Below are 2,294 nucleotides of genomic sequence, written 5' to 3' on the forward strand. Positions count from 1 at the left end.
TCTCATGACCAAAATCCCTTAACGTGAGTTTTCGTTCCACTGAGCGTCAGACCCCGTTTCACACTGGTCACGCCCTCACCGACCTCAACCACCACCCCGGCACCTTCATGGCCGAGCACCACCGGGAACAGACCTTCCGGATCATCACCGGAAAGCGTGTAGGCATCGGTATGGCATACCCCGGTGTGACTGATTTTCACCAGCACTTCACCTTTCTTCGGCGGTGCCACATCAATTTCAACAATTTCAAGGGGTAAACCCGGCCCGAAGGCGACTGCTGCGCGTGATTTCATAACGGTTCCTCTGTGTCTGAGGCTTATCATGGCAGGCGATAAGCACGAATGCCGTCCACCATACCGCACAACAGCGCTGCCTGTATAGCGCCGGTCAGCAGGTGGCCGCCACCGGTGCCGGTTTTCTGATCAGCAGACAGATTGCCAGCAGCAGACCGTACAGTGCCGTGCCAATCAGCCACACCGTACCGTCCGCACTCTGCTGTGTCTGACTGAAAATAAAAGCAAACAGCAGCGGGCCCGCCACGCCGGTCAGATTGGTCAGGCTGACCAGCACACCCTGTAGTTTTCCCTGATTTGCCGCCGATGCCCCGGCAGAGATAATGCCCTGCAATGCAGGCAGTGCAATTCCGCCGCCTGCCAGCAGGATCAGGACCGGATACACCATCCATCCGGAAGTGATAGCAGACATCAGTAAAAACGCGGTGGCATCGGCAATAAATCCGGCGAAAATAATGGTTTTCTCACTCAGCCGTTTTGCCAGCGCCCCGGCAACCACCGCCTGAAACAGTGCATGCATCGCCCCGAGTCCCGCCAGTGAAAAACCGACCGCCGCGCTGTCCCAGGCAAAGCGGCTCTCCGTAAACAATACCCAGACAGTGGCCGGGATCTGCCCGATAAGCTGCGCGGTAAAAAAGACAAACAGCAACAGCGCCAGAGGTTTAAGCAGTGTGATAAAGCTGATACCTGCGCTTTCTTGTTTCTGCTCCGCCGGTTTTTCTTCTGTCTGTACCGCCGGTTTAAAGATAAAAAAGACCATCAGAAAGGTGCAGGCATTCAGTATTGCCGCAATGACAAACGGCAGATGCGGTGAGATATCCCCCGCCAGTCCGCCGATAGCCGGCCCGGCAATCAGCCCGGCACCAAAGGCCGCACCGAGACGGCCGAACCAGGCGGTACGCTCGCTGACCGCCGTGCTGTCCGCCACTACCGAAGCCGCAACCGCGCCGGTGGCACCAGTGATCCCGGAGATAATCCGCCCGAGATACAACATCCACAGCACATTGGACAGTGCCAGCAGTGTGTAATCAAACGCGGCACCCGCCAGGGATAACAGCAGCACCGGTCTGCGCCCCAGCTTATCTGACCATCTGCCCAGCAGCGGAGCAAAACAGACCTGCATCACCGCATACAGCGCCAGCAGAATGCCGTAATGGTTTGCCACATCCGCTTCCGGGAGATATTCCCGCAGCAGTGACGGTAATACCGGCATGATCAGACCAATTCCCATCGCGTCCAGCAGTGTAATCACCAGCGCGATGACAGCGGGTTTATTCATTTTTCAGATCCTGTGTTAATTCCCTATCATTGATAGAGTTGGAATATATCCCTATCAATGATAGAGTGTCAATCTGAAAATCGGAGGAGACGGTCATGGCACGGCTGAACAGAGAATCGGTTATTGATGCGGCACTGGAACTGCTGAATGAGACAGGGATTGACGGGCTGACGACCCGCAAGCTGGCGCAGAAGCTGGGAATAGAACAGCCGACACTTTACTGGCATGTGAAAAATAAACGGGCGTTACTGGATGCGCTGGCGGTGGAGATCCTGGCGCGTCATCATGATTATTCACTGCCTGCGGCGGGGGAATCCTGGCAGTCATTTCTGCGCAATAATGCAATGAGTTTCCGCCGGGCGCTGCTGCGTTACCGTGACGGGGCAAAAGTGCACCTCGGCACCCGCCCTGATGAAAAACAGTATGATACGGTGGAAACCCAGTTACGCTTTATGACAGAAAACGGCTTTTCACTGCGCGACGGGTTATATGCGATTTCAGCGGTCAGTCATTTTACCCTTGGTGCCGTACTGGAGCAGCAGGAGCATACTGCCGCCCTGACCGACCGCCCTGCAGCACCGGACGAAAACCTGCCGCCGCTATTGCGGGAAGCGCTGCAGATTATGGACAGTGATGATGGTGAGCAGGCCTTTCTGCATGGCCTGGAGAGCCTGATCCGGGGGTTTGAGGTGCAGCTTACGGCACTGTTGCAAATAGTCGGT

General features: G+C 56.0%; 2 protein-coding genes and 1 pseudogene. 1 reads left to right on the plus strand and 2 read right to left on the minus strand.

The features are described 5' to 3' along the window. Positions 1-56: 56 nt before the first annotated feature. A pseudogene (locus KHQ28_RS27600) lies at positions 57-293 on the minus strand (alcohol dehydrogenase catalytic domain-containing protein); the annotation flags it as partial. Positions 294-387: 94 nt separating this feature from the next. Continuing rightward, positions 388-1,572: a tetracycline efflux MFS transporter Tet(D) gene (gene tet(D), locus KHQ28_RS27605; RefSeq protein WP_001039466.1), complete on the minus strand. Its 1,185-nt coding sequence runs from the start codon at positions 1,570-1,572 to the stop codon at positions 388-390. 95 nt (positions 1,573-1,667) lie between these two features. Here tet(D) and tetR(D) point away from each other — a divergent pair. After that, positions 1,668-2,294, plus strand: a 627-nt coding sequence (gene tetR(D) / locus KHQ28_RS27610) for a tetracycline resistance transcriptional repressor TetR(D) (protein WP_129307090.1), incomplete at its 3' end; no start/stop codon positions are given.

The organism is Klebsiella sp. 28, assembly GCF_018223905.1.
In the GTDB taxonomy this organism is placed as follows: domain Bacteria; phylum Pseudomonadota; class Gammaproteobacteria; order Enterobacterales; family Enterobacteriaceae; genus Klebsiella; species Klebsiella pneumoniae.